Annotated in this window: 17 protein-coding genes; 8 read left to right on the top strand and 9 right to left on the bottom strand. The window is 66.9% G+C overall.

All coding sequences use genetic code 11. The annotated features are described in order from the left end of the window. Window positions 1-50: 50 nt before the first annotated feature. The 3 genes from ABEA50_RS05785 to ABEA50_RS05795 all read right to left on the bottom strand — a co-directional run bounded on the left by ABEA50_RS05785 (window position 51) and on the right by ABEA50_RS05795 (window position 3,570). Window positions 51-2,066, bottom strand: coding sequence for a M13 family metallopeptidase (locus tag ABEA50_RS05785; RefSeq protein WP_345493973.1), 2,016 nt, complete (start codon window positions 2,064-2,066; stop codon window positions 51-53). Window positions 2,067-2,155: 89 nt separating this feature from the next. Further along, window positions 2,156-2,647, bottom strand: a complete 492-nt coding sequence (locus tag ABEA50_RS05790) for a DUF4190 domain-containing protein (RefSeq protein WP_345493974.1) — start codon at window positions 2,645-2,647, stop codon at window positions 2,156-2,158. A 119-nt stretch (window positions 2,648-2,766) separates the two neighbouring features. Beyond that, window positions 2,767-3,570, bottom strand: coding sequence for a pirin family protein (locus tag ABEA50_RS05795; RefSeq protein ID WP_345493975.1), 804 nt, complete (start codon window positions 3,568-3,570; stop codon window positions 2,767-2,769). 263 nt (window positions 3,571-3,833) lie between these two features. On the opposite strand from ABEA50_RS05795, the gene ABEA50_RS05800 reads away from it, so the two are divergent. Together ABEA50_RS05800 and ABEA50_RS05805 are read left to right on the top strand one after the other, a co-directional pair. Beyond that, window positions 3,834-4,298 carry an NUDIX hydrolase gene (locus ABEA50_RS05800; protein ID WP_345493976.1) on the top strand — a complete coding sequence of 155 codons (465 nt, stop codon included), beginning with the start codon at window positions 3,834-3,836 and terminating at the stop codon, window positions 4,296-4,298. Window positions 4,299-4,506: 208 nt separating this feature from the next. Further along, window positions 4,507-5,817 (top strand): MFS transporter, encoded by a 1,311-nt coding sequence (locus ABEA50_RS05805; protein WP_345494678.1) that lies wholly within the window; start codon window positions 4,507-4,509, stop codon window positions 5,815-5,817. A 213-nt stretch (window positions 5,818-6,030) separates the two neighbouring features. On the opposite strand, the gene ABEA50_RS05810 is transcribed toward ABEA50_RS05805, so the two are convergent. Beyond that, complete coding sequence (locus tag ABEA50_RS05810) at window positions 6,031-6,576, bottom strand: hypothetical protein (RefSeq protein ID WP_345493977.1); 546 nt, start codon at window positions 6,574-6,576, stop codon at window positions 6,031-6,033. 236 nt (window positions 6,577-6,812) lie between these two features. Between ABEA50_RS05810 and ABEA50_RS05815 the strand changes: the two genes are divergently transcribed. Next, window positions 6,813-8,534: a DUF4185 domain-containing protein gene (locus ABEA50_RS05815; protein WP_345493978.1), complete on the top strand. Its 1,722-nt coding sequence runs from the start codon at window positions 6,813-6,815 to the stop codon at window positions 8,532-8,534. A gap of 706 nt (window positions 8,535-9,240) precedes the next feature. Here ABEA50_RS05815 and ABEA50_RS05820 read toward each other — a convergent pair. The 3 genes from ABEA50_RS05820 to ABEA50_RS05830 form a co-directional block, all read right to left on the bottom strand. Then, a complete protein-coding gene (locus ABEA50_RS05820; protein WP_345493980.1) occupies window positions 9,241-10,107 on the bottom strand; it encodes a 5-oxoprolinase subunit C family protein in 867 nt (288 codons plus the stop codon). Next, complete coding sequence (locus tag ABEA50_RS05825) at window positions 10,104-10,784, bottom strand: 5-oxoprolinase subunit B family protein (protein ID WP_345493981.1); 681 nt, start codon at window positions 10,782-10,784, stop codon at window positions 10,104-10,106. The genes ABEA50_RS05820 and ABEA50_RS05825 overlap by 4 nt, the downstream gene beginning before the upstream one ends. A 250-nt stretch (window positions 10,785-11,034) precedes the next feature. After that, on the bottom strand, window positions 11,035-11,787 hold the full coding sequence (locus ABEA50_RS05830) for a LamB/YcsF family protein (RefSeq protein WP_345493982.1): 753 nt from the start codon (window positions 11,785-11,787) through the stop codon (window positions 11,035-11,037). A 268-nt stretch (window positions 11,788-12,055) separates the two neighbouring features. On the opposite strand from ABEA50_RS05830, the gene ABEA50_RS05835 reads away from it, so the two are divergent. After that, window positions 12,056-12,865: a hypothetical protein gene (locus ABEA50_RS05835; protein WP_345493983.1), complete on the top strand. Its 810-nt coding sequence runs from the start codon at window positions 12,056-12,058 to the stop codon at window positions 12,863-12,865. A gap of 7 nt (window positions 12,866-12,872) precedes the next feature. On the opposite strand, the gene ABEA50_RS05840 is transcribed toward ABEA50_RS05835, so the two are convergent. Further along, window positions 12,873-14,351: a CCA tRNA nucleotidyltransferase gene (locus ABEA50_RS05840; RefSeq protein WP_345493984.1), complete on the bottom strand. Its 1,479-nt coding sequence runs from the start codon at window positions 14,349-14,351 to the stop codon at window positions 12,873-12,875. Then, window positions 14,335-14,562, bottom strand: coding sequence for a hypothetical protein (locus ABEA50_RS05845; protein WP_345493985.1), 228 nt, complete (start codon window positions 14,560-14,562; stop codon window positions 14,335-14,337). Before ABEA50_RS05845 ends, ABEA50_RS05840 begins: the two co-directional genes overlap by 17 nt. A gap of 421 nt (window positions 14,563-14,983) precedes the next feature. Between ABEA50_RS05845 and ABEA50_RS05850 the strand changes: the two genes are divergently transcribed. From ABEA50_RS05850 to sigM, 4 genes are all read left to right on the top strand, one after another. Next, window positions 14,984-15,523, top strand: coding sequence for an NUDIX hydrolase (locus ABEA50_RS05850; RefSeq protein ID WP_425577536.1), 540 nt, complete (start codon window positions 14,984-14,986; stop codon window positions 15,521-15,523). Further along, window positions 15,520-18,129 (top strand): DUF6049 family protein, encoded by a 2,610-nt coding sequence (locus ABEA50_RS05855; RefSeq protein WP_345493987.1) that lies wholly within the window; start codon window positions 15,520-15,522, stop codon window positions 18,127-18,129. The genes ABEA50_RS05850 and ABEA50_RS05855 overlap by 4 nt, the downstream gene beginning before the upstream one ends. A 1,728-nt stretch (window positions 18,130-19,857) precedes the next feature. Further along, window positions 19,858-23,691 carry a murein biosynthesis integral membrane protein MurJ gene (locus ABEA50_RS05860; RefSeq protein ID WP_345493988.1) on the top strand — a complete coding sequence of 1,278 codons (3,834 nt, stop codon included), beginning with the start codon at window positions 19,858-19,860 and terminating at the stop codon, window positions 23,689-23,691. A gap of 302 nt (window positions 23,692-23,993) precedes the next feature. Next, window positions 23,994-24,557: an RNA polymerase sigma factor SigM gene (sigM, locus tag ABEA50_RS05865; RefSeq protein WP_345493989.1), complete on the top strand. Its 564-nt coding sequence runs from the start codon at window positions 23,994-23,996 to the stop codon at window positions 24,555-24,557. The last annotated feature ends 191 nt before the right edge of the window (window positions 24,558-24,748 follow it).

The raw sequence follows: 24,748 nt of genomic DNA on the forward strand, positions 1-24,748 counted from the left end.
CTGAGCGGGACCTGAATTCAGGTCCCGCTCAGGCGTTTTCGAGGTGCTATCTACCAGATCCGCACACGCTGCGCCGGTTCCAGGTACAGCTCGTCACCCGGCCGCACGTCGAACGCCTCGTGGAAGCTGTCGATATTGCGGACGACGGCGTTGCACCGGAATTCCGGCGGCGAGTGCGGGTCGGTCGCGAGCCGACGGACGGCCTCCTCGCGCCGCGCCTTCGTCCGCCACACCTGCGCCCAGCCGTAGAAGACGCGCTGTAGACCGGTCAGTCCTTCGATCACCGGCGGCTCGGCGCCGTCGAGCGAGATGCGGTAGGCGGCAAGGGCGATGGAAAGGCCGCCGAGGTCGCCGATGTTCTCGCCGATGGTGAACTCACCGTTCACGGTGTGCTCATCCGGCAGCTCCTTCGGCGAGAGCACGTCGTATTGGTCGATCAACGCCCTTGTGCGCTTACCGAATTCGGTGCGGTCGTCGTCGGTCCACCAGTCGACCATATTGCCGTCGCCGTCGTAGTTCGCGCCCTGGTCGTCGAACCCGTGGCCGATCTCGTGGCCGATCACCGCGCCGATGCCGCCGTAATTCGCGGCGTCGTCGGCGTTCATGTCGAAGAACGGCGGTTGCAGAATCGCCGCGGGGAACACGATCTCGTTCATGCCGGGGTTGTAGTAGGCGTTCACCGTCTGCGGTGTCATGAACCACTCGCCACGATCGACCGGGCCACCCAGCTTGTTCAGGTCCCGATCATGTTCGGCGGCATAACCGTTGCGGTAGTTACCCACCAGGTTGGCCGGGTGCACCACCACGGCCGAGTAGTCGCGCCAGTTATCGGGGTAGCCGATCTTCGGGGTGAACTTCTCCAGCTTCGTCAGCGCCGCCGCCTTGGTGTCGGCGCCCATCCAGTCCAGGTCGGCGATATTGCGCCGGTAGGCCTCACGCAAATTGGCGACCAGATCCACCATCCGTGCCTTCGCCTGCGGCGGGAAGTGTTCGGCCACATACAGTTTGCCGACCGCCTCGCCGAGCAGATCCTGCACCAGCGACACGCCGCGCTTCCAACGCTCCCGGTTCTCCTGCGCGCCGGTGAGCGTGCGGCCGTAGAAGTCGAAGTTCTCGGCGACCACCGCATCGGTGAGAAACGGTGCGCGCGAATGAATTACCCGCCACAGCGCCCACAACCGCCAGTCCTCCAACGACTCCGAGGCCCACACACTGGCGAAGGTACGCAGATAGTCCGGCTGGCGGACCACGATCTCGGCGAGGATCTCGGCGCCGGAGCGCTCCGCGCCCTCGGCCAGGGCATCGGCCCATGCCGCCCAGTCGAATTCGGCGTTCTCGGTGCGCAGGGCCTCGAAGGTGGTGAGGTTGTAGCTGAGCTGCGCGTCCCTGCGTCGCACCACATCCCAATGGCCCTCGGCCAGCTTGCGCTCGAGCTCGAACACTCGCTCGGCGGCTGCGGCGGGATCCTCCGGCAGCGACGGCGCGACGTGCTCGTCCTCGGCGGCGAGCGCGAACATGCGGGCGATGTGCTCGCGATACTTCGTGCGGATCTCGGCGAATTCGTCCTGCCGGAAATACGATTCGTCCGGCAGGCCGATCCCGGATTGGGTGGCGTGGGAGATGTAGCGCTGGGAATTCTTGTCGTCGGTGTCGACGTAGAAACCGACCGCGCCGCCGATGCCCGTGCGCTGCAACCGCCCGAGCAACGCGGCGAATTCGGCACGGTCGGTGACCTCGTGCACGGCGGACAACTCGGGGGCGATCGGGGTCAGCCCGGCCGAGCTCACGGTCTCGGTGTCCATGAAGCTGGTGTACAGATCACCGATCTTGCGTGCGTCGCTGCCGGGAGCCGAGCCGTCGGCCGCGGTGCGGATGATCTCCTGCACATCCAGCTCCGCCTGGTCGTACAGCGTGCGGAAGGCGCCGTCGACCGCGCGATCGGCCGGAATCTCGTAGTCGTCCAGCCATTTGCCGTTGACGTGCGCGAACAGGTCGTCCTGCGCCCGCACCCCACGATCGAGGTAGGACAGATCGATGCCGGAAGGACTGCTCAGGTCGGAAGTCACGACCTCCAGTATGCAGATCCCTCCGGCTGCCGTCTGTACACCGCCGATGACCGGGTGCGCGTCGGCCGACGAGCACCGCGGGCGGCGGCTCAGCGCGGCGCGGGCGTGACGTTGATCTTGTTATCGATCTGATCGGTCCAATCATGCTCACACTGGTCGAGCTTGGACTGATCGCTGCCCGCCTGGCGCACGCAGTCGAGGTAGTCCTTACCCCCGGAATCCTCGAAGAAGCTCCAGAACACGATCGTGATCAGCACCGCGCCCACCAAGCCGAGCACACCGAGAATCAGGCCGGTGATGGCCATCCCGGCACCGCCGGAACGCCCGGAGCGGGCGCGGATCACCGCGATCACGCCGAGGATTATCGCGAAAACACCGAACAGGTAACCGCCGATCAGGGTCCAGCAGAACAGCAGCGCGATAATGCCGAGGACCAATGCGGTGATCGCCAGCCCTTTACCCTTGGGCGATTCCTGCCAATACGCCTGCCCACCCTGCGGCGGCGGTGGATACTGCCCCTGCGGCGGCGGGGGGTACTGCCCACCCGCTGCGGGGTAGGGGTCTGGCGGCGGATACGACATGTGATTCCTCCCGGTCGGTATCGTGCCAACCGGTCTGGACGCGTGGTCCGGCCGGTCCGGCACGAAGGTCGCGTACCTGTCTATCGCACGCCCCACCTACGGATATTAATACCGATCGCCTATTGGGCACCCAGTCGTGCGTGCATCTCCCACACCAGAATCTCCGAGGGCACCCGTGCGCCGATCCGTTGCCCACCGGTCCTGGTCAGCCGCACCGCGTCGCCCTCGTACAGCGGCCCAACGCCTTCCATCTCCACCTCACCGCGTGCGACGAACACATGCAGATACGACGCGTCCGGTAACTCGAAATTCGCCTCAGGCGATCCGGACAACCGCGCCACGTGGAAGGCAGAGTGGCTGCTGTTGATGGTGATGGCCGTGCGATCGCGATAGCGTGGCAGTCCCGCGGCGACGGTCACCAGTCCGCCCCCCGCGAGCTGATCATCGATCTCCAACTGCTGATATCCGGGCGTGGCACCCGGCTCGTCGGGAACCACCCACATTTGGACGAAATGCACCGGCTCTTCGTGCTCGGGACTCGCCGAAACACCATTCGATGCCGGACCGGCGTCCAATCGCCACGAATCGTTCTTCTCCGAATGCAGAATTCCGGTGCCCGCACTCATCCGTTGCGCGAGGCCGGGATAGATGAGGCCGCTGTGACCGAGCGAATCCTGATGCACCAGGCTGCCGCCGAGCACCCAGGTAACGATCTCCATGTCCTGATGGGGATGCGTATCGAAGCCCTGGCCCGGCGACACAATATCGTCATTGTTGACCAACAACAGGCCGTGGTGAGTGTTATCCGGGTCGTAGTGTTCCCCGAAGGAGAACGAATGCTTCGAATCGAGCCAGGAGATTCGAGTTTTCATACGGTCACCCGCACGGTGGATATCGATGTGTCCAGTCGCGAGTGTGGACATCAGTGGCCCTCCTCTCTTCGACCGCGCACCGATCACCTTTCTGGCGACAAGCACCTCCATCAAGGTGCCCCACATTCCTAGTAAATTGTCCTGCACTCGGCATTTTACGCGAGCGACCGGCAGGTGAACGTAAGGCGAGGGGAAAATGACCGGTGCGCCCCACCGAGACGTCCGCACGCGTCGAGACACTCACCCTCGGCTACCGGACCGGCAGTGAGCTCCTAACTCGAAGTGTCGCAAGGGAAATCGGAGGTATCAACGGGATGCGGCCAGAGACATTCGCTCGCATCGAGCGGCAACTGCGCGCCGAGGCACAGCAGGAAGGGATCGCGCATTTCGTGATCGGGGTGGCGGTCTTCCGCGACAGCAAACTTCTCCTAGTCCGCCGGGTCCCCGACGACTATCACGGCGGCATGTTCGAACTGCCCGGTGGCGGACTCGAATCCGGGGAAACATTCGCCGAGTGCGTCGCACGGGAACTGTTCGAGGAAACCGGGTTGCGGGTACGCACCATCACCGATTACCGAGGCGGATTCGATTACGCCACGCGCACCAAGGCCAAGGTGCGCAAGTACAGCTTCGTCGTGGAAGCCGAGCCCGGCGAGATCGCGTTGGCGCCGGGGGAGCACGACGCGTACGCCTGGATCGGACCCGGTGAACTCGATGAGCTGCCGATGGCGCCGGACATGCGCAAAACGGTCAGCGCTCTGATCAGCGATACGCTCTGAAAAGCGTTGCTACCGAACCGGGTTCGCCAAAATCGGACATCTCGCCCACCGCCGTGCTTCGCGGGGGTTCCGACAACGGGCGTTCAGGAAGACCCAGTAACCTCGCCGGGTGTCCACCGGCCGTCCCGAAGATCACGCTTGCCTCGACCTGCCCCCGATCGATGAACCCACCCCCGACCATTCCGCCCCCACCAGCGCAGGGCATTCGATGAGCCACCGGCTGACCTCCTTACGCGCTGCGCTGCGCGAAAGCCCCGGCGTGCTGCGACTGGCGATCGTCCGATTCGCGGGCCAATTCGGTGACGGCATGTTCCAGGCCGCACTCTCGGGCGCGATCCTGTTCAACCCGGAACGCCAAACCGACCCCATCGACATCGCCGCAGGATTCGCGGTGCTGTTGCTGCCGTACTCACTGATCGGCCCGTACGCGGGCGCGCTACTCGATCGCTGGGACCGCCGCAGCGTCCTACTCGTCGCCAATGTGGTGCGCGCGATCTTGATCGCCGTGGCCAGCGTCGGGCTGCTCGCCGGGATCGGCGCGAAACCCCTGCTACTGCTCGCACTCGCCGTCGTCGGCATCAGCCGATTCGTCTTGGCCGGGGTCTCGGCATCGCTGCCACGAGTGCTGGCCCAGGAATGGCTCGTGCCGATGAATTCGGTGTTCGCGACCGTAGCCTCCGGGTGTGCCGGGGTCGGCGCCGCCGCCTCGGTCGCGGTGATCGGGTTGGTCGGTGCCGGTGACGCCGCTTCGGCGGCCGCGGTGGCGGTCAGCGGGATCGGCTCGATAGTCGGCGCACTGCTCGCGACACGATTCGTGCCACGGGTCCTCGGCCCAGACCTCGGCGCCGCGGCGGGACCGAGCACCGTACGCGCGATCGCCACCGGTCTGCGCACCGGTGCCACCGCCGTGTGGCGATCGGCGCACGTGAGCGCCGCCATGATCGGGATCGGCACCCACCGCATCGTTTTCGGCGTGAACACGCTGATCATGGTGTTGGTACTGCGTGAAACAGCCACCGGAGGTTCCGAACTCAGCAACGGCCTGGTCGGCTTCGGTGTCGCCATCACCGCGACCGCCTCCGGGATGCTGGTCGCGGCCGTCGTCGCGCCACTGCTCATTCCGCGACTCGGCCGACCGCGCACCGTGGTGGTCGGGCTGCTCACCGCGACGGTGGTGCAGCTGACACTGGTCACTCCCATCGCCATCGCCGAGACCGGCGCGGCGCTCGAACACGCCCACCGGCTCCTGCTGGTCGGCGCGTTCCTTTTCGGACTCGCCGGGCAGACCATCAAACTCACCGGCGATGCGACCATGCAGATCGACATCGACGACGACCGCCGAGGCCAGGTGTTCGCGTTACAGGACACCGTGTTCAACATCGCGTTCGTCTTGGCTATCGCCGTGACCGCCCTGCTGATTCCCGCCGACGGGCGCTCCTTGCCCATCGTGCTCGCCTGTGCCGCGATCTACCTCGCCGGTATCGCGGCCATCGCCGTGCGCAGCCGACTCACGGTGTGAGTGCCGCGGGATCGGTCTGCGGGGTGGACGATTTCGTGGCAGATCACGCCGTGAACCGGCTGCCGAGCACCCACGGCGGCAGCGGCCGTCGCGGCGACCCGCGTTGCCGCCGAGGTTCTTTCTCGGTACCCGGCCGCTCGCACCACCTCACCCGCCGCGATTCGATGGCCCGCACCGATTTGCGGGGCCCACCCCCGCAGCGGATTTCCGGACTCACCACTCGGCGCCGGACGACCCCGATAGGTCGTGCGCGCGGGCCACACCCGCCGCGATCGCTCCCTCGTCGAAACGACGCGCATCGCGGGTGAGCGCGTTCGCCAGATAGTCGGGTAGGTCGCTGTGGGGGATCGAATGCTCCGGTGCGGCACCGGAGTCGGCAGCGGGCGCCGCCGGATCGGCGCACGAGTCGGCGGGCAACGCCGCGTCCGGCTGCTCGGAGTCCGAGCGGACGATCCAGGCCAAACGCTCGTCGCCCGCATCGGTGGGCGAGCCGGTGATCTGGTGGTCCCAGGTGCCGAGACCCGAAGGATCGGTGAAAAAATGGTCCAACACACCATCATCGTCGAGGTCGAGTGCGGCGACATTCGCGATACCGGTGCCGCCGGAATCCCACAGCGCGTCATCGGCGCTGCCATCACCGTCGAAGTCGAGCTGTAGCGCATCGGCGATCCCCGGTGTGGCCAGCTCCAAGTCGGCGGCACCCGTCCACGTATGGACGTGGCCGTCGCCGGTGCCGAACACGTACTCGATGTCATTCATACGTGGTTGGACGCACACATCGCACCCCCGGTTCCGTTACTCGCCAGTCGGGTAGCCGCGTCCCGCGTTAGAGCAGGTGAGTCCGGTAAGTTGGTTTCGCTGCGAGTCGATTCGATGGGAGTCACACCACGACATGGGTTATCCGGCGACAGACCCCGACCCAGTCCGGGCCACGACTCGGACACGAGTACCGTTCCCGCACACACCCTGCCTGGCAACCTGATCCGGCATCGACGATGACGAACCGCGCACGTCACCGAAAGTTGCTGCTGCCAGCACTGTTCGGTGTGCTACTCACGAATGTCCCCACGCTGTCCACACCCCTGGCGCACGCCACCCAATTCCCTTGGGCGCCGCCACCGGTGAACAGCTGTGGCGAAATCGGCTACGACCCGCTCAATCGGGCCCCCGACCCGTCGCTGCCGCCGCCACCGCCGCTGCCTCCGGCGCCGCCGCAAATCGACATCCCCTACCCCGTCCCGGAATTCACGCCGGTCCCCATTCCCGACCCGCCGCAGGACAAAACGCGCGTCGCGCAGACACCGCTGCCCAGCGATCCGTGCCACAACCCGTGTCCCGACATCCGTGACAACCCGAAACCCAAGGCAGACCCCAAGCCCGAAGACGCCCCACACGGCGAAGACGCCCCCGCGCTGGAGGACGCGCCGTCCGAAGAGCCGGAGCCCGACAACGGTTCGTCGTCGGGTTCGAGCGACACACCCGATTCCGGCTCGAGCAACGGGCCGGATTCCGGCTCCTCGTCGGGCTCGAGCGACGGTCCCGATTCCGGTTCGTCCTCGGGCTCCAGCAGTGGGTCCGGCGTGCCGTTCCTGCCGCGCATCCAGTTCAACCCCGAACCGGAACCCATCCCGATCCCCGTTCCCGGCGGACCGAGCGACGAACCACAACCCGCGCCGCCCCCGGTGGTGAACCCGATCGAACCCGGCCCGCAATCGGCTCCCGTGCCACCGCCAGGAGTGCGCTCGGTGGACCTCGTCGACCAGGTCACCGGTCACGGCTCGAACAACCGCACCGACATGCGCTGGCAGGTCGACGGCACCGACCTCGGACTGATGTGGGAAACCGAACCGGGCAAGGTCGCCGTGGTCTTCGGCGACACCTTCGGCGCCGGTTCGGGTGTCGGCGGTGGTGGCGAGGACTGGCGCAGCAACATCCTCGCCTACAGCACCGATCGTGAACTGGGCGACGGGCTTTCCCTGGACACCTTCGTCCAGGACAGCCGCTGCCACGCCACCGAGATCCTCGGCAGCCGCAAGATCAAGAACTGGGAGACGACCACCATCCCCACCTCCGGGTTCGCCATCGGCGATCGGCAGTATCTGAGCTACATGTCGGTGAACCGGTGGAGCCGCGTGCCAGGCATGTGGTGGACCAATTACGGCGGGCTCGCCTACTCCGACGACGGCGGCAGCACCTGGACCAAAGATCAGCACGCCCGCTGGGAGAACTTCTTCGGGCTCGGCAAATTCCAGGTCTCGGCGATGGTGCCTCGCGGCGACTACGTCTACATGTTCGGCACACCCAACGGCCGTGTCGGCATGATCGGACTCGCGCGCGTCGCCAAAGCCGACGTGCTCAACAAGTCCGCCTATCAGTATTGGGTGGACGGCAATTGGGCACCCGCCGCCGAGAACAACGCCAGCCCCTTGGTTCTCGGGCCCGCCAGCGAGCTGTCGGTGCGCTACGACGAGGCCAATAACCAGTGGCAGATGGTCTATCTCGACGTCAGCACCAACAAGATCGTGGTCCGCAATGCGGCGAGCCCGCAGGGTAGGTGGACCGACGGCGTGCAACTCGTCTCGACCGACGACTACCCGAAGACCTACGGCGGATTCATCCACCCGTGGTCGACGGGGAAGGACCTGTACTTCACCATCTCCGAGTGGGACAGCTACAACGTGTATCTGATGCACGCACAACTGGATTCACCGAACTGACTCGGGTCCCTCGCGTACCTGTCGGTGCGCGGGGGAGCCCGTGGCTCCACCGTTTCCGCCCAGCGGAGGACTGTTACTCCGCAAACTCGGCTCGGCCGCCGGCTCAGCGGCTACCCGCCCATCAAGGAAGGGCCTCGGCCACGGCCACGGCCGGGTTTCCCGAAATCTTTCAGCGCCATCACCGACCCCGTCGTCGAACCCGTCGACTGCAACCATCTGCTCGGTGACGATGTCTTTCGTTCGCCTCGCACAGACGGCGAGGGTGTGTCCTCGTCCCACGTCAACGGATGTCTGACGAGCGTGGCGGGCCGCTCGCCACCGGCTGTCAGATCGGCGACTCTCCAACCAGCCACACTCGATCACACCGTCCAGGGTGGCGACGGGACGAAGTCGAGCCTGTTGCCGCCGATGGTGCGGACAACCTGCTCTCGAGTTGCCTACCCTGCCGGGGGCGAGTCAGGCGGTCGAGGTGACCGCGTACAAGGTGATGCGGCACCGCATGCCCGCCGAGCAGTGCGGCGCGCCGTTCGATCGAACGCCGCCGACTCACACAGGTCACCACGGAGCGGGCGGACAGCAGGGTGACCCAACTCGGATCCGGAAACCTGGCCAACGATTCGGCCAGGCGCAAGGCGTTGTCCGGTGTCGATTCGATCCGCGGAAGTGTCGCGGTACGGAGCCTGATCACGCGCTCCCGGTAGGTGTTTCAGGTGCCGAAGACGGCGGGTCGGAATCGCAGATGTTGACCAGGTCTTGCTTGGGCGATCGCCGGGACGTCGGCGGTGAGAACCACCCCGACCACCGGATACCCGCCGGTGATCGGATGGTCGGCGAGAAACACCACCGGCTGACCGCTCGGCGGAACCTGGATGGAACCGAGCGCCATACCCTCGGTCGTGAGCTCTCCGTGCCTCGCTCTGGCCAGTGGGGGACCGCGGCGTCGGTCGAGTCGGGCGCCGACGCGGTCGGTGTCGGCCGAGATCACCCAGTCGCCCTCGAAGAGCGCGGCGGCGTGCTCGAACCACGCGTCGCGGGGACCGAGCAACGCCCGTACCTCGACCCGGTCGGCGGGCAGCTCCGGAACGGGGGCCAGGTCCACGGTCGGGTAGGTGCTCGGCGCGCGCCCCACCGGCAGTTGATCACCCGGCCGCAGCGGGTCCGGCCCCAGTCCGGACAGGGTGTCCGTACTGCGAGAACCGAGCGTCGGGGGTACGGCGATTCCGCCACGCACCGCGACGTATCCGCGCAAACCGACCGGCGCCGCCGCGAGTCGAAGCACCTGTCCCGCCGCCAGTTCCAGCACGCTGGCGTGGCCGACCGGGATGCCGTCGATCGTCGCCTGCATCGGCGCGCCGGTCACCGCGACAAGCACATCCCGCAGCGCGCGCAACACCAGCCCGCCGAGCAATACCTCGATGCCCGCCGCGTCCTCGGGATTGCCGACCAACCGGTTACCGAGGCCCAGCGATGCGAGATCGGCCGCACCGGAGGGCCCGACCCCGGAATCGAACCATCCCGGCCTGCCGCGATCCTGAATGGTCGCCAGCGGCCCCACCTGCTCGACGCTGATCATCGCGGGGCCGCCACATCGAAGAACCGCACCCGCGCACCCGCACGGATCAGCGCGGGCGGATCGCGCTCGACATCCCACATGGTCGCCTCGGCGGTTCCGATCAACTGCCAACCCCCTGGCGTCGAGCGCGGATAGACCGCCGAATAACCACCCGCCAAACCGACGGCACCGGCGGGGATCGCGGTGCGCGCCGCCGCTCTGCGCGGGACCGACAGCCGCCCGTCCGGCGGCTCCAAGTATCCGAAGCCCGGCGCGAATCCCACGAACGCACAGCGCCAGATCGTGCCGGTATGCGCGGCGATCAACTCCTCGGGACCGAGGTCGAGCAGGCGCGCTGCCTCGGCGAGATCGGCGCCGTCGTAGCGCACCGGAACGGCCAGCGGCTCCTCGGCAAAATCGTTGTCCTGCAGTGTTTCACGGGAAACCGCCGCTACGCCCGACTCGGCGAGTCCACGTAACAGGCCGTCGATCTCACGACGCACCCGCTCGGACACCTTCGGCGAAAGCAAGGTCAGCAGCAAGGTATTCGCCGCGGGGAGAATATCCTGCACACCCTCGATCGGGTTGCGCCGCAACGCGTTGACCAGTCGAAGCAATGTCCCGTGCTCCCGCACATCCACCAAGAGGGCACGGTCACCCGCGTTCATGATCGAAGGTCCGGCCGCCGACGAGGTCATCGCTCGACCCCCTCGCAGCCGCCCGCGGCACGCACCAGCCTGGGCTCGGGCGAACCGCAGGAGCGAGTTGTCGACCAATGCTGTTTCAGCACAGTGTCATTCAGTGACCGCGCGGTCCCGCGTAATCCGGTGGCTCCAACGCACCGTTGCGAATAGCCGTCGCGCGACACCGGCGCGTAAGCATCGACGACGCTCGTCATCGAATCCATCTACCCGCACCCAACCTTTCGTGACGTCACGTGACCCACACTCAGCTGAACGGACGCACCTCGACACCGGCGGCAGCCAACCGTTCCCGCACCAACCGCGCCATCCGCACCGCGGCAGGCGAATCGCCATGGACACACAGGCTTTCCGCGTCGACCCGTACTCGCGCGGCATCGACGGTTCGCGCATGACCGCGCTGCGCGATCGAAACGGCCTGCGCCACCGCGTCCTCGACCGCCAACACCGCACCGGCGAGCCCGCGCGGCGCGAGCGAACCCTCGGGCGTATACGCGCGATCGGCGAACCCCTCACCGATGAAGCCGACGCCACTGGCCGCCGCCGCCTCGGCCAACTCGGTGCCCGCGGGGCCGAGCAACACCAACGTCTGGTCGAATTCCACCATCGCCGTCACCACCGCCTCCGCGACCGAACGCGTGCACGCGGCCGAATGATAAAGGGCACCATGTGGTTTCACATAGCGCACCCGATCACCCGCCGCCTTCGCGAACCCGCCGAGCGCACCGATCTGATACAGCACCTCATCACGCAATTGCGCCGGATCGACCTCGATCGCGCGCCGACCGAAACCGGCCAGATCGCGATAGCCGACGTGCGCGCCGATCCGCACCCCACGCTCGACCGCGAGTCCACAGGTACGCCGCATGATCGTCGGATCGCCCGCGTGAAACCCGCACGCGATGTTCGCGCTGGTGACGATGTCCAGCATCGCGGCATCATCACCCATCTGCCACGGCCCGAAACCCTCACCGAGATCGCTGTTGAGATCCAGCACCATCCGCGTCCTCCCAGTGCTTGTTCCGACGACACGCTTGTTCCGACGACACGAGCGCGCACTCCGGCGACCACACACGCCGTGCCGGCCTCGACCCGCACGGACAATTGTCGTCGGCGCACCCGACGCCGGACAAGGCTTCACCAGAGACAAGTCTCTCGATCTGACCGAACCGACCGCACACCGCACCCGATCGCGAACTGCCTCACAATCACGGCGACGACGCTGTCCTCGCCCGCACCGCGCCAGTAGGCTCGAACCAATCATGGCCATGTCTTTCGATCCGAAGTCCTGGTCGCCGCTACGGGCCGTCGATCTCGGCAAGCGCCTGTACGACCGGTCATGGCTGGACCAGTGGGTCGCCCTGTCCACCTCCTGGGTGGATCCGGTCGCCGATCTGGGCGCGGGCACCGTCACCGCGCTGCTGCCCGACGTCGTGATGACCGGGCTCAGCGAGGGAATCCTCAGCCGCTTCGGCGGACGCCAGATCAACGCGACCCTGCTCGAACACGAACTCGAAGCCACCCTCGACGTGCTGAAAGTGCGCAGGCGCGGCGCGCACTTCCAAACCAAGACGGTGCTGTCGCGATTGCGCTGGGACGGGCATTCGATCGAGGAGGTGACCGTCATCGCCCACGGCGTTCGCCTGATCCCCGGCGTCCCGACCAGGGTGCGCGCCGCGAGCGTCGATATCGAAGGCAGCATCACCACCGCCGCGCTGCTCGGGTGGCTCAACGCCCAACCATTGGACTGGGCCCTCGGCCTCGACCCGAGCGGACTGGTGCTGGCCAGGCACCGCACCAAACGCGTCAGCGCCCTGCTCGACGGCGCGGTCCTCGACAATCGGCTCATCCTCGACCTGCACCGCGCCAGCCGATTCGGCATCCGGCTGCCCCGGCGCATGATCGACCTACCAGCGCTGAGCCTGACCCGACTGCCCAGCGGCGCACACATCGAGCACGCCACCAGGCAGGCAGACCGTGTGCACTTCCGGGTGCGGCTACCGCAGACCGCGGGATCGTTCGACCTCACCCAGATCAGGAACGCGATCGTCGCGGGAACCCGGCTGATCGTCTTCTGACCCGCGCCTATTTCCGCGCGTTCCACCACTCCAACAGCGCGGCCTCGGCCTCGTCCCTGGTCAACGGACCACGGTCGAGCCGCAACTCCTTGAGGTAATTCCATGCCTTACCGACCGCGGGCCCCGGCGGCACACCGAGTAGTTCCATGATCGCGTTGCCATCCAGGTCGGGACGCACCTTCGCCAGATCCTCCTGCTCGCGCAGCCGGGCGATCCGGTCCTCCAACTCGTCATAGGTCGCGCGCAGGGCCGCCGCGCGACGCTTGTTTCGGGTGGTGCAATCCGCACGGACCAACTTGTGCAGGCGCGGCAACAGGTCATCGGCATCGGTGACGTAGCGACGCACCGCGGAATCCGTCCACTGCCCCTTGCCGTAGCCGTGAAAACGCAAGTGCAGGAACACCAGCCGAGCGACCTCCTCGGTGAACTGCTTCGGGAACTTCAGTGCGCGCAGCCGCCTGCGCACCATCTTCGCGCCGACCACCTCATGGTGATGGAAACTCACGCCGCCGCCCGGCTCATTGCGTTTGGTGTCGGGTTTGCCGACATCGTGCAGCAGCGCCGCCCAACGCAACACCAGGTCGGGGTCGCCGTCTTCCTGATCGATCGCCTGCTCGAGCACCGTCAGCGAATGCCAGTACACGTCCTTGTGCTGGTGATGCTCGTCGATCTCGAGCTTCATCGCGGGCACCTCGGGCAGCACCCGGTCGGCAAGACCCGTCTCGCACATGACATTGATGCCGTCGATCGGGTGCGCACCGGCGATCAGCTTGTCCAGCTCCACCCGTACGCGTTCGGCGGTGATCCGGTCGATCTGTTCGGCCATGCTCGTGATCGCCGCGCGCACCCTCGGTGCCACGTCGAATCCCAACTGCGAGACGAACCGCGCCGCACGCAACATCCGCAGCGGGTCATCGTTGAACGAATCCTCGGGCGCCGCGGGGGTATCCAGCACCCCGGCCAACAACGAGCGCATCCCGTCGAGCGGGTCGACGAACTCCAACGCGCCCTCGGCGCCGATCCGCACCGCCATCGCGTTCACCGTGAAATCGCGGCGCACCAGATCGTCGGCGAGGGTGTCGCCGAAGGTCACCTCGGGATTGCGGGAGACCCGGTCGTAATTGTCGGCGCGGAAGGTGGTGATCTCGATCTGCTGGTCGGCTTTCGAGGCGCTCACCGTTCCGAACGCCAACCCACCGGTATCCCACAGGTGATCGGCCCACCCACGCAAGATCCGCTGCACTGCCTCGGGCCGCGCGTCGGTGGTGAAATCCAGATCCGTGCCGAGACGTCCCAGCACAGCGTCGCGCACGCTGCCGCCCACGAGGTACAACTCGTGGCCTTGCGCTGCGAACAGCTCACCCAACGGCACCAACACATCCGACAATCTGCCCAACGTCACCGCCGCCCCCGCGAGCAATCGAGTCCGTCGATCCAGCTCTGTATCCGCAGTGTCCTGAGGCGAGACGTCATTGGGCGAAACCACGAATGGGCAGCCTACCGGCTGGTTTTTCGGCGTTCCCCGGCGCGCCGTCGACTACCTCGCGACGACCGTCGGAAAGTAACGGCCCCGGCACGTCAACTCCGAGGTTGAGCAGCGGTGCCGACGAGAGTGCCTCCAGCACGGCCCGCGAGGGATGCTGTCGCGGCCTGGTTTCGAACCGAGCCGAATAGTCCGCGCCGACACCGACACGCACCGCGTCTTCCGCACGGCGCGGACCGGGTGTTCTGCGCCGGGCACCGCCGGGAGGCCAACGTACCGGTCAGCTCTTCCTCACTTCCGAACAGCAGGACGCGGTGGTCACTTCACAATCAGCCACATCTGCGCCAGCCAAGTTTCCCGCTGCGCCAGCCAAGTTTCCCGCTGCACAGGCCTGTCATCGGCGCAGGTAGAACCCCTGCCACGACGTGGCACTACACGCACATCGTCATCGGCGATTTTCCACCGACCCGCGCCCGCCGAACGCAGCGAGATCGGCACGGCACGTTCACGACCCGTCGCGCACTCGCGCACCCGTTGAGTAGGCGACGAAAGAGCGGGTAACGGGTGCGCGAACACGAGACTGAAGGGGGCCGCGAACACGCGGCACCGGCCGCCGATCAACACAGTAGGATTGCTTGGTGTCTCAGGCCGATCGTGCGAACAGTCGACGCCGCCAGCCTCGGCGCCGCGGTTCGGCCTCCGGCGCGGGTAAACCCCGTATGCGCACGGTGCGCGAGACCTCCGCGGGCGGGCTCGTGGTCGACGGTCTCGACGGTCCGAAAGAGGGCCGCAGCGCCGCACTGATCGGTCGGACCGACCGGCGCGGCCGATTACTGTGGTCACTGCCGAAAGGGCATATCGAGGCGGGCGAGACCGCCGAACAAACCGCGATCCGTGAGGTCGCCGAGGAGACCGGCATCAACGGTGTCGTCGTGGACGAACTGGGGAGTATCGATTACTGGTTCGTCACCGAGGGCCGTCGGGTACACAAGACCGTGCATCATTATCTGCTGCGATGTGTCGGCGGCGAGCTTTCCGACGCCGACGTGGAAGTCACGCAGGTCGCGTGGGTCCCGTTGAGCGAATTGAACTCTCGGCTCGCCTATGCCGACGAACGGCGCCTCGCCGAGGTGGCTAACAAACTGATCGACCGGATGGAGACCGGCAAGCGATGACGCGCGGACTGTTCCGGATCATCGTGGCGGTCCTGACGATCCTCGGCTCGGTGACAACGTTTCCGTTGCTGTCCACTGCGGTGGCGGCGGCGCAACCAGCCGGGTCAGGTACCTCGTCGACGCCACAATTCTTGAAACTGTCGTTGGATTCGGTATCCCCCAACACGGTCACGACGACCAGCGATCCGGTGCTGACGGTCTCGGGCACGGTCACGAATATCGGTGACCGTGCCGTCAACGACGTCAGCATCCGGGTGCAACGAGCCGGTGCGGTGGGCAACCCCGCCGAGTTGCGTGGCGCCCTGCGCCTCGACCAGGTGAACTACGACGTGGCAACGCCATTCGAGGACATCGCCGAGCAGCTGAGTCCCGGTGAGCGCAAACAGTTCACCCTCAGTGTCGCGGTGCGCTCCGATGGCAGCGCGCCCTCGTCGCTGGAAATCGATCAGCCGGGTGTCTACCCGCTGCTGTTGAACGTCAACGGCGCACCCGAGTACGGCACGCAGGCCCGACTGGACGACGCCCGCTTCCTGCTCCCCGTTCTCGGCATTCCCCCCTCGGCCGATGTCGACCCCGCCGACCCCACCGCCCAGCCCGTAGCCGCGGCCAGCGACGCACCGGTGGCGACGACCCTGTTGTGGCCACTGGCCGACCGGCCGCGACTGGTGGCCGGGCATCCCGGCTCGGTGAAGGAGTCGGTGGAACTGACCGACGACGAACTCGCCGCCTCGCTCGGCAAGGGTGGTCGTCTCGACCAGCTGCTCAGTGCGCTGGAGGAAGCGCTCGGCGCGAGCGGCAGCCGCGATCACACACTGGCGTCGTCGGTGTGTTTGGCGATCGACCCCGACCTCCTGATGACCGTGCAGTCGATGACCAAGGGTTACCGGGTGCTCGCGAGCCCCTCCGATCCCGACGGTGCGACCAGGGAGGGCACCGGTGAACAACAGGCGCAGGCGTGGCTGGACCGTGTGCGTGCCGTCGCGGGAACGCTGTGCACGGTGGCGCTGCCGTTCGGTCAGGTAGATCTGCCCGCTTTGGCGGCGGTGAACGATCAGGCACTCACCGACCGCGCCGTGAATTCGCCCGCCGACCTGGTCGATTCGATTCTGTCGGTGCGTTCGGTACGCGGGGTGAGCCTGCCCGATTCCGGCAGCATCGACGCGGGCGCCGGAACACTGCTGCGCGACAACGGCTTCAGTACCGCCGTACTCGCCGACAATGTCACGGTGCCCGAGGGAACCTCGGGGACGTCGCAGGAACTGTTCGATGAAGACCAGAATTCCGAGGACGACACCGGCTACCACATGTCGATGGACGGCCCGACCGAACCGGCCGCGCCCGCCATGGTGCGTCTGCCCGGCGTCACCCCGACACCGCCGCCCGTCGCCGCGAACGGTCGACCCGACCCTGCCGAAGGCACGCAAACCGGCCCGGTGAACGGCACGCCGACCGCGAGCGGCGAACCGCCGACCGACCCCGCGCTGCACGCCGCGACCTTCGACATCTGGTCGGCGACAGCACTGGCCGCGATCGGCTCCAACCCGCCGACACCGTCCTTCACGCCGAACCGGGTGCGCTACGACGTCACCAACGATTCACGATCGGCACGCATGCAGGATGCGCTCGGCGCGGTGTCCTGGTCGGCACTGAACCCGCAACCGGATCGGCCGAGGTCGCTGTTGCTGGTGCCGCCGCAGCAGTGGGGTGCCAATCGCGAGGAGGCCGCCGCGCTGCTCGCGCAGCTCGAACTGCTCATGCGCAACCATCTGGCCACCCCGAAGCCGTTGCCGGAACTTCTCGCCCAGCCGGTCGACCCGCAGTCGTACGAACTCGACACGTTGCCGCAGGTGGTGCGGGACGCGGTACCCGGCCAGTTCTTGGCGCCCGTGCGCGATCAGAGTCTGCGGATCAAGGATCTGATGCGGGCACTGGTGGAGGTGCCGGAGGTCGAGCCGACCCCGCAGCAGTTCCTGGCCCCGCTGCGCGACGACCTGATTCGCGTCTTGAGCAGATCGGATCGGCGCCCCGGCGACAACACACAATCCGACACGTTCGCGCAGCGGCGACTCGATCAGACCGCGACGACCATGGAGAACCTGTATCGCTCGGTCACGGTGCTTCCGCCGGGTGGCGTGTATACCCTTGCCTCCGAACAGAGTCCGTTGCTGCTGGTCGCGCGCAACGATCTACCGGTCGCGATCAGGATCCGGTTCCGCATCGAGGCACCGGAGCAAACCAAGATCACCGACCTCGGTGAGGAGCAGTTGCCACCCCGTGGCAGCAGGTCGTTCCAGATCCCCACCGAGGTGACCGACAGCCGCAAGCTGGTCATCCCGATTTCGCTGAATACCCCCGACGGCATTCCGCTCGGCAATGCCACCTCGGTGTCGGTCCGCTCCAATGCCTACGGTCAGGCGTTGGCGATCATCACCGGCTGCGCGGGCGCATTGCTGTTCCTCCTCGCGGGACGTCGCCTGTGGCGGCGCTTCCGTGGCCGTCCCGATCCGAACGACGAGGGCTTCGACGCCGAGATCGGTCCGAGGGTCAGCAGGTATCGCCAGGCACGTAAACGCCTGCTGCGCGAAAACAAGCAGGAACAACAGTGAGCGACAAGCGCCGCCGTGGGTACCTGATGTTGGTGTCCGGCGCATCGCCGCGCCGCGGTGCGAGACAATCGCGTGCGTTGCTCGTCGAGCAGTTCGGATTCGCGCTCCGGCGAGCCCGAACGAGCGGATGAGGGACAATCACACGAGTGCCCGCATCGGCGCGGGAGCGGGTGGGGAACGTTCGGACAGATCAGGAGGCACGGTGAGCGCAACAGCGGTGGCGTCGCGCGCCGGGTCGACCGGGATTTCTGCTCCCTGCCGAGCGCAGGAGGCATGATGAGCGACGATGACTTCTCGGCGCATCGATCTGATCCAGGCGATCGACCCGACGGGCCACCGCCCCGCCGGGCACCACTCGCACCGTGGGAACGCACACCGCAGCAATCGGGGGAGGGCACGCCGATGAGCCCGGACCCGCATGATGATCGGGATCCACGTGTTCCGCGGATCAGTCACCCCGGGGGACCGAAGCCGTCGCGCCCTGCGCCGCCGACGCAGCGGCCGGAGCCAGCCCCGCCGACGCAGCGGCCGGAGCAAGCGCAGCCGTCGCGCGGTCAGCAGCCCCAGCGTCAGCCACCGCCGCATCCGGGACAACAGCAGTATCCGGCACCGCCACCGCGTCCAACGCCGCCTCGCCACACACCCGGTGAGCCACCGCGTCCGGGACCGGGGCATTCCGGTGCCATCCCGACGAGCCGACACCACCAAGAACCCGAGCCTCCCGGCGTTATCCCGGTCGACCGAGCGCGCCGTCCCGCACCGGAGCCGCCTCCGGTGAACCCGCCGCCGCCCGGCACGAACCACGCGGACCAATCCCGCCACGCACCAGGCCTTTCCGGCGAGCCCCCGACCGCTCGCCCCCGACAAGCCCCGGAGCGTCCAGCAGACCGGCCGCACCCCGCACCTGGTCAATCGGGCGCACTCCCGACAGGCCGACGCCCCGCACCCGAACCCGGTCTGCCTCCAACCGGTCGACCAAGACCCACACCCGACCAATCCGGCGCACTCCCGTCCAGCCGACGCCCCGCACCCGAACCCGGCGAGAATCCAGCCGACCGACCGGGTCCCGGCCAATCCGGCGCACTCCCAACAAGCCGACGCCCCGCACCCGAACCCGGTCTGCCTCCAACCGGTCGACCAAGACCCACACCAGACCAATCCGGCGCACTCCCGTCCAGCCGACGCCACGCACCGGACCCCGGACCGAACCCAGCCGACCGACCAGGACCGGCACCCGGCCAATCCGGCGCATTTCCCACAGGCCGACGATCCGCACCGGAACAGTCCGGTGCGGACGCGCGAGACCGCACTCGGCCAGCACCCGGCCAATCCGGCGCACACCTCGCCGCCGGTCGGCCCATCGGTACCTCGGTCGACCAGCCGCGGTTCGCGGCGGAACCTGGTGCACGCCCGACTGATCGACCACGACCGGCACCGGGTCAATCCGGCCCGCTTCCCACCGGTCGACGCCAAGCACCCGAGCCCGACGCGAACCTGGGCGAGCGACGCTCAGCGCCAGGGCAACCCGTTGGTCGTCCCGCGCCGAACCGTCAACCACCTCCGCCACCCCCTGGCCGAGAGCCAGGGCACCAGGCGCCTGCCCCTGCCGCACGCCAGGCGCCCGACGCGGTGCCGACGACGCCGACCGGGCGGCGCGGCCGTCCACCGGAGGCCGACGAGCACCGATCCAGTCGTGTGCCACCGCCCCGGTACCCCGCCCCAAAGGCGATGCCTGAGCAGTACTCGCAGCGGCGCGACGCGAATTCGGCGGTCGCCACCGCCGACGGTCCGCGCACCAAAGACTGGCCGACCACGACGAAGACCGACGAGCCGAAGAACGAGCCCAAGCAGGGCACCGCCCGACTGCTCAAGGACTCCGGCTCGATCGCCGTGGCCACGCTGATCAGCCGCATCACCGGTTTCGGCAAGCAACTCATGCTCGCCGCCGTGCTCGGCCCCGCCATCGCCAGCGCGTTCACCTCGGCGAACCTGATCCCGAACATGATCACCGAGTTGGTGCTCGGTGCCGTGCTCACCGCGATGGTCGTGCCGACGCTGGTTCGTGCGGAGAAGGAGGACGCCGACGGCGGACGAGCCTTCATCCGTCGACTCGTCACCGCGGCCTTCGTGGTCTTGGCCACCGCCACCGCGCTGGCCACGGCGTTCGCACCGCTGTTGGCCACCCATGTCTTCGTCGCCTCCGACGGCAAGGTCAACACCGCGCTCACCACCGCGCTCACCTTCTTGCTGTTACCCGCGATCCTGTTCTACGGCATGTCAGCGCTGTTCACGGCCATGCTCAACACCAGACAGAACTTCAAACCCGGCGCGTGGGCGCCGGTGTTGAACAACGTGGTCGTGCTCGTGGTGCTCGCCCTCTACGCGTTGACACCGGGCGAGATCACCCTCGACCCGGTCAAGATGAGTGATCCGAAACTGCTGGTCCTCGGCATCGGCATCACACTCGGTGTGCTCAGCCAGGCGTTGTGCCTGCTGCCCGCGATCCGGCGCGAAGGGATCGACCTGCGCCCGCTGTGGGGCATGGACACCCGGCTCAAGCAGTTCGGCGCGATGGGCGCGGCCATCATCCTGTATGTCTTGATCAGCCAGGTCGGGATGATCTTCGCCAACCACATCTCCTCCTCGGCCGACGAGGCAGGACCGGCGATCTACCAGTACGCCTGGCTGCTGCTGCAATTGCCCTACGGCGTGCTCGGTGTCACGGTCCTCACCGCGATCATGCCGAGACTCAGTCGCAATGCCGCCGACGGTGATACGCCCGCGGTGGTCGACGACCTGTCGGTGGCCACGCGACTGACGATGATCGCGCTGGTTCCTGTGGTCACCTTCCTGACCATCGCGGGCCCGCAGATCGGGCAAGCACTCTTCGGTTACGCCAAGTTCGCCGGCGACGCCGATCGACTCGGTAGCGCCGTCAGCTGGTCGGCGTTCGCGCTGATCCCGTACGCGCTCGTGCTGATTCACCTGCGTGTGTTCTATGCCAGAGAGCAGGCGTGGACACCGACCTGGATCATCCTCGGAATCACGATCGTGAAAATCCTCGTCTCGGCGCTGGCGCCGTTGCTGGCCAGCAACAGCGAACAGGTCGTCGTGATCCTCGGATTCGCCACCGGCGTCGGCTTCGCGGTCGGTGCCGCGATCGGCGGATATCTCTTGCACCGCAGCCTCGGTGACCTCCGCATGTCCAATGTCGGGCGAACCGTCACGCGGGTAGTGCTGTCCTCGCTGGCCGGTGGCGCCGTCATGTGGATCGTCGACCGGGTACTCGGGTTGGACCGTCTCACCGAGAGTTTCGGCGGCCCCGGCTCATTGATTCGCGTCGCCATCACCGGGATCGTGATGTTCGCGGTCGCGTTCGGCCTGATGCGGTTGGCCGGTATCCCGGAGATCGTCGGCATCACCGTGGCCATCTCCCGCCGCCTCGGCTGGACCCCGCCCGCACCGGATCTCGGGCTCGACGGACCCGATCTCGACGCCGAGCAGACCCAGGTTCTGCGCAGGCCGGAACCATACCTGGCCTATTCTGGGTACGACCCGTACATGGATGCCCAGACCATGGTGCTTCCGGTGATCAGAGCCGATGCCGTTGACATCACCGGCATCGGCGAGTTCCCGTACCCTGTTCGGCAGAGAAGCACAAGTGGCGAGTTCGCCGGAACGTCGACACATCAGGGCGAAGGAGGACCGAGGGTGAGCGACGACGCAGTGGGCGGCGTCCCTGCCGCCGAGCCTTCTGCGACCCCGCCGGGCGGCCTCTCCACCGACGTCGCACCCGGCGTCGGCGACGACCGTCCCGATTCCGCATACGCGAACAAGGAGACCGCCATCGGTCCATCGCCCCACAACGGGCCTTCCACGCCCGATCAGCAGGACAGCCCTGATCCACTACCCCCGCGTGATCCGGTCTACGACACCGGGATGCTCCCGATCGGCGCACCGGAAATGCCTCCCGTCGTCAACGAGCCGCAGGCCGCGCGTCCTCTTCAGCGTGGCCCCAAGCTGATTCCCGGCGCATCGGTCGCGGGCGGACGCTACCGACTGCTCGCGGGTCACGGCGGCTCGCGTGGGCTGGAATTCTGGCAGGCCCTCGACATCAAGCTCGACCGTGAGGTCGCGCTGACCTTCGTCGACGCCGATCAGAAGTCGGCGGAGAAGTCCGGTCAAGACGGGCCGCAGGCGATCTTGTCGCGCACACTGCGTCTCGGCAGGATCAATTCGCCAGGTCTGGCCCGCGTACTCGATGTGGTGCGCGGCAGCTCGGGCGGCATCGTCGTCGCGGAGTGGACGCCGGGCCGGTCGTTGCGGGAGATGGCCGAGACCGTGCCGTCGCCGATCGGTGCTGCCCGCGCGATTCGCGCGCTCGCCTCGGCGGCCGAACTGGCCCATCGTGGTGGCGGCTCATTGTCGATCGATCACCCCGACCGCATCAGAATCAGCGCGACCGGTGACGCGGTGCTCGCCTTCCCCGGCACGCTGAGCGATGCCGACGCGCAAGCCGATGTGCGTGGCCTCGGCGCCATGCTCTACGCCTTGATCACCGCGCGCTGGCCCATTCGCTCCGGTGGGGTGAGCGGTGCCGCCGCGACCGTCGGTGGCCTGCACCTCGCCGATTTCGGCACCGACGGAAGTCCGGTGGAGCCGAGACAGATTCGGCCGGAGGTGCCGTTCGAGATCTCCGCGGTCGCCGTGCGTTCGTTGGAGTCGAACAAGGGGGTACGCACCGCCGCGACGGTCCAGCATGTGCTCGAGCAGGCTTCGGTGGTCGATCAGAAGACCGATTTCATCCCCGTACTGCGGCTCGGACAGCGCCAGGGCAGCCGTGCCTACAGTCCGGACCAGGAAGATTCGCTGGCCGATCCCGAATTGATCGCCGCCGAACGCGAACGCTCGCAACGGATGATGTGGATCATGGTGGGGCTCGGCATTCTGGCCGCGCTCGTCGTGGGCATCGTGATCTGGTGGATGGTCAGTATCTTCGCGCCCGGCTCCTCCGACGCACCGCTCAACGAGCAGCGCAATATCGGATTGACCACCAACAATGTGGCGCCGGAGCAACCGCCGTCGGCCACGCCCCCGTCCCAGGCGGCGGCGCCGGGCACCGGCGTGCCGGCCGCGGTGAGCAAGGTGTCGGTGTTCTCCCCGGAGGGCACCCAGGACGGGGCCGACACCGCGGAGGACGTGCTCGACCAGGACCCGAGCACGTCCTGGCACACCGATCAGTACTTCCAGCAGTTCCCCGCGCTCAAGAAGGGGGTCGGGCTTATCGCGACGCTGGGCAGTCCGGCCAAGTTGACCAATGTGTCGATCACGTCGTCGAGTCCGGGTACCGCCGTGGAAATCCGTACGGCGCCGACGGATTCACCGTCGCTGGATCAGACGCAGTTGATCGGATCGGGCAAGTTGGGTGACGGTGTCACCGATATCGCCCTCGATTCCGACCGGACCACGCGTTACGTACTCATCTGGATCACCGAGTTGGGGAACTCGGGTGGCCAATTCGAAACCTCGATCGCCGATATCAGCGTCGACGCCGCCCAGTAGCTGGCTCCGCTCCGGTCATCTCTCGAACTCAATCACGCCTTCTATCAGGCGTTTTCCCGAACTTTTCCGGTAAACCGGACTCGGTTGCTACCGATTCGTTACGAGCGATATGATCTTCACGCGCTCTCAGCAGGGGAGCTTCCCAGGTCTGAATATTGCGATTCTGGATGCTGCGAAAGTCAGGCGATGGCCGATCGCGCTCGTCGCCGCCGTGAGCGCTGTCCAAGGGGTTGGCATTGTCCGAACTGAACGAGGATGTACATGGGGGTACAGCACGGCAGGTCGCATCCCGCGGCTCGACCGTGCCCGACGCGCCTTCCGATATCGAGCTGCTGCGCGCGCATGTCCGTGGTGAGCGGCATGCTTTCGCCGAACTGTTGCGCAGGCACAACGACCATTTGTGGCAGACGGCCTTGCGCACGTCCTACACCAGGGAGGATGCCGCCGACTCGTTGCAGGACGCACTGCTGTCGGCGCATCGACGGGCGGGTTCGTTCCGTGGCGAGGCGGAGGTGCGTAGTTGGTTGCACGCCATCGTGGTCAACGCCTGTCTCGATCGCATCCGTCGCAATAAGACTCGACGCGCTTTCTCGTTTTCCTCGGAGCATCAGCAGTCCGAGCCGAGCGAGGACCGGGACGCGATGGCGGAGTTCGAGACGTCCATGTTGATCGACGAAGCATTGTTCACCTTGCCTCCTGACCAGCGGGCGGCGCTGGTGGCGATAGATGTGGAGGGGTATAGCGTGTCCGAAGCAGCCGCGATGCTCGGCGTTCCGACCGGGACGATCAAAAGTCGGTGTGCGCGTGCGCGACAACGTCTCCAAGAACGTTTGGATTTTCTACGTGATCCGGGGAACCGGAGGTAGTTGGGGTACGTCAGTAATAGTGACGAACCACTGTGACGATGTACATGCAGCCCGGATCAAGGGGATCTCGGCCGTTCCGGAAAGCGGCGAATAGGCGCTGTCCGAATGGGAAACCCCGTGTCGAATGGGAACGCCATGCCGGATGAGAACGCGGTACGGGACAACAACGCGGTACAAGACTGCAGCGCGGT

The organism is Nocardia callitridis (assembly GCF_039543305.1).
In the GTDB taxonomy this organism is placed as follows: Bacteria; Actinomycetota; Actinomycetes; order Mycobacteriales; family Mycobacteriaceae; genus Nocardia; species Nocardia callitridis.